This is a genomic window from Gelidibacter maritimus, from assembly GCF_014062315.1.
GTDB lineage: Bacteria > Bacteroidota > Bacteroidia > Flavobacteriales > Flavobacteriaceae > Gelidibacter > Gelidibacter maritimus.
The window spans coordinates 1-2,931 of record NZ_JACGLT010000040.1 but is presented as its reverse complement, the minus strand read 5'-3'; the positions used below and the strand labels follow the sequence as shown (position 1 = coordinate 2,931).

General features: G+C 30.7%; 4 protein-coding genes. All 4 read right to left on the bottom strand.

Going from position 1 to position 2,931, the window contains the following annotated elements; genetic code table 11:
• Window positions 1-46: 46 nt before the first annotated feature.
• The 4 genes from H3Z82_RS19370 to H3Z82_RS19355 all read right to left on the bottom strand — a co-directional run bounded on the left by H3Z82_RS19370 (window position 47) and on the right by H3Z82_RS19355 (window position 2,392).
• The gene (locus H3Z82_RS19370; protein ID WP_220459220.1) at window positions 47-778 is read right to left on the bottom strand and encodes an ImmA/IrrE family metallo-endopeptidase; all 732 of its coding nucleotides are present in this window, start codon (window positions 776-778) and stop codon (window positions 47-49) included.
• Between the two features lie 303 nt (window positions 779-1,081).
• The gene (locus H3Z82_RS19365) at window positions 1,082-1,366 is read right to left on the bottom strand and encodes a helix-turn-helix domain-containing protein (protein ID WP_182207106.1); all 285 of its coding nucleotides are present in this window, start codon (window positions 1,364-1,366) and stop codon (window positions 1,082-1,084) included.
• Window positions 1,367-1,368: 2 nt separating this feature from the next.
• Window positions 1,369-1,707 (bottom strand): type II toxin-antitoxin system RelE/ParE family toxin, encoded by a 339-nt coding sequence (locus tag H3Z82_RS19360; protein ID WP_182207105.1) that lies wholly within the window; start codon window positions 1,705-1,707, stop codon window positions 1,369-1,371.
• A 199-nt stretch (window positions 1,708-1,906) separates the two neighbouring features.
• Window positions 1,907-2,392: a hypothetical protein gene (locus tag H3Z82_RS19355; RefSeq protein ID WP_182207104.1), complete on the bottom strand. Its 486-nt coding sequence runs from the start codon at window positions 2,390-2,392 to the stop codon at window positions 1,907-1,909.
• Window positions 2,393-2,931 lie beyond the last annotated feature (539 nt).

Below are 2,931 nucleotides of genomic sequence, written 5' to 3'. Positions count from 1 at the left end.
CAAATAGTGCTTCAAGCAAGGGCAGAAGGCAAGGATATTGAATTCACTACGAAATATGAAGACCAATAGCTAATGTAGTTGCTCGGACGGATACACACCATCTTTCGATAGATGATAAGTGAAGGTCAGCAATAACATTATAATCAAGTAGTTCAATTTCTTCTTTATCGAGAAGGAAATGACCTAATTCGTGAGCTAAAGTGAATATTTCTCTCCTAAAAGATTGGTGTCTCTTTAATACAATAACATTAGGTTTAAGAAAAAAACCATCTATATTGGCTTTCTCTTTTCTGTTATGAGTTTCTACAAACTCAAAAACTAAAATGTTACTCTCCGCAAACTTTGAAATTAGCGCTTTAAGAAAATCTCTACGTTTAGATGTGAAATTTGGATAAAGAATTTGTCTAAACTCTTTTGCTACTTTTTCTGGATTGTCTATTATGCTGAATTTTGGGATTTTTCTTTTTGTATCCAATTCTGCCAATTTAGAAATAGCAGAAATAGATATTTTTAGTTCCTCAAATTGACTAACTATCTGTTTTGCTCTGAAATTTAAGTCAGTTCCAAAACTTTCCTTTCTAAAAAAGATACTTGCTTCTTTTGCATTTTCAGGTGCTTTTGGGTCTAAATAATAATGAATTCCCTTTTCAAAAAGTTTATCAATTCTTTTTAAGTGTCCAATTTCTATTCTTTCCGAAAAAACATCTTTTTCAGTTATAGGTCGCTTTAAACCTTCACTGATTTTCAATAAAAATTCAGATACTGAAAGTTTATACATTTTCAGTAAGTGTTTTAATCGAGATATGTTATGTTCTACTTTCAAGAATATTTCTTTATTCAGAGTTCAAAGGTACAAATTAAGTTTTGTTGCTCAGCTTGCAGCTAACGTTACGTGTATGGAACGTAGCGTATAAATTTAACAATAACTTTCGGATTGGCACTTAGCCAAATCTTTGATTTGGAACCACTTTTTCAATATTACAGCCAAATCAAAGATTTGGCGGACTTTGCAAACACGCACAGACCTTTCGGAAAGCACTAATTAGCTATGTTTTATACACATTGTTGTGCTTTCGTACTTTTACTCAACTTTTAATTCTATAGACAATCCCAGCGCATTGGCAATCAGGGCGAAATTGGATAAACGAATATCTTCACCGTTTTCAATTCGTGAGATATATGGTCGCTTTTTTCCGACTTTATCAGCTAAATCTTCTTGGCTCATATGCAATTCCTTTCTTCTGTTTTTTATGATTTCTCCGAAATAATAGGAAAAAGCATCCTCTCGGAATTTCTCACGTTCCTTAGTTCCTTCTTTCCCGTATCGCTCAGCAATCAGTTCCTTTGCATTTATTGACTTTCCCATAATTACTTTTCTTTAAGATATTCTTCTAATATTTTTTCGGCTTGTTTTACCGCTTTTTTATAATCTTTTGTGGATTTTTTTAGAAATCCGCATAGACAAACGGCTTTGGTGGATTCTGCGAAATTCAGATGGTCTATTGCGAAAATTATAATTCGATATTCATTGCCTGCTTTAATTCGCAATTCATAAAATTGTGTTGATTGCAGTTTTTTAAGGAAGTTGGTGTTTACAACTTTAACCTCTCCAATAACTTCAATGAGTTGGAAGAATTTAAGCGAAACTCTTTCGCCTTGATTGTCTATAAATTCCAGACATTCTTCTGTAATATCGATTTCTCTCATATTACAAATGTAACGAATTAGTTACAATTTTGTTTCAATCTGTTTGATTTTTTTACAAGACGGGATTTTCTTCAGTATGAAGCACAACGTTAATGTGTAAGAATAGTTGCGGTGACAAGCACCTAAAATAGTAAACATTGACCGAGCTTGTGGAAATTCCGCAGGAATTTCCAAGTAAGCGAGAACCAAGCAATTATTTTTACACGGTGTTGTAATGCGTTATTTTTTCAGTTTCAAGATGCTCTTTGAAATATCTTATTAATTTTTTCTCTTCGCTGTTAAATATCAAACTTATAATTACAAAAAAAACAATCGGAAAGAAAAAGAAGGGGACTGGAATTTCTAATCCATATGACAACCGTAAAATGAGCATAATAATTGGGATTATTAATATTATATAAAGCCCGTATTTATATTTTGTCTCAAGTATAATCTTTGTTTTATTCTCGGTCAATTCAGATACAGTTCCGTAGATAACAATTGCACTTTTTGATTTATTGTCAATGTCAAAGGTATAATTTGTTCCAATTGAAAAGTTTAAACTAATTATGAATTCATTTTCAGTCAGCCATTTCAAAAAGAACATTTTTTCACTATTTTCAGACGTTATTCTTTTTATGTCATTAATATTTAAAGAGACATTTAATTCTTCTTTAATTAATTTTAGAAATGAGATTGTGTTCATTTGGTAGTTCTGGTTTTAATGCATTACAACGTTTTTGTATAAAGAAAGTTGCGTTTTTGTGGGCGAGGATTTTCCGTAGGAAAATCAGAAGCAAGCAAAAAAGCAACACACTTTAATTAAGCACAAAATAGCAATTTTTTTTATACGGTGTTAGCAAAAGCAGTTTTTAGTTAATTAACATTTGTTATTAGAAAACAACTTAGGCAATAAATAACTCAGCAAATTAGGAACAATTCCGATTATGTTTATCTGTTTGTTACAATTATAAAAAGTACTTATTTATTAAATTTTTAGAGTCAGATTTATGTTCGTTAATTTGTTGAATCAGACGACTTATTTTTAATGATTAAAATAATTCAGAAGCAGAGTGAGCCAGATCCAAAATCTATTTATTTAGTTTTTTGCTTCTTTTACATTTTGTTCTAAATATTCTAAGGAAAATTTTTAGTTTCTTTTTTAGAAATCCGCAATTTTTGTTTTTTAAGAGCAAACCTTGGCGTTATAATTTTCCGTAGATTTTGGTCTTCACCTGTTTTTGC

Bases quoted from the DNA above. Each gene is read 5' to 3' on its own strand.
- H3Z82_RS19360 (WP_182207105.1), bottom strand. From the start codon at position 1,707: ATGAGAGAAATCGATATTACAGAAGAATGTCTGGAATTTATAGACAAT.
- H3Z82_RS19365 (WP_182207106.1), bottom strand. From the start codon at position 1,366: ATGGGAAAGTCAATAAATGCAAAGGAACTGATTGCTGAGCGATACGGG.
- H3Z82_RS19355 (WP_182207104.1), bottom strand. From the start codon at position 2,392: ATGAACACAATCTCATTTCTAAAATTAATTAAAGAAGAATTAAATGTC.
- H3Z82_RS19370 (WP_220459220.1), bottom strand. From the start codon at position 778: ATGTATAAACTTTCAGTATCTGAATTTTTATTGAAAATCAGTGAAGGT.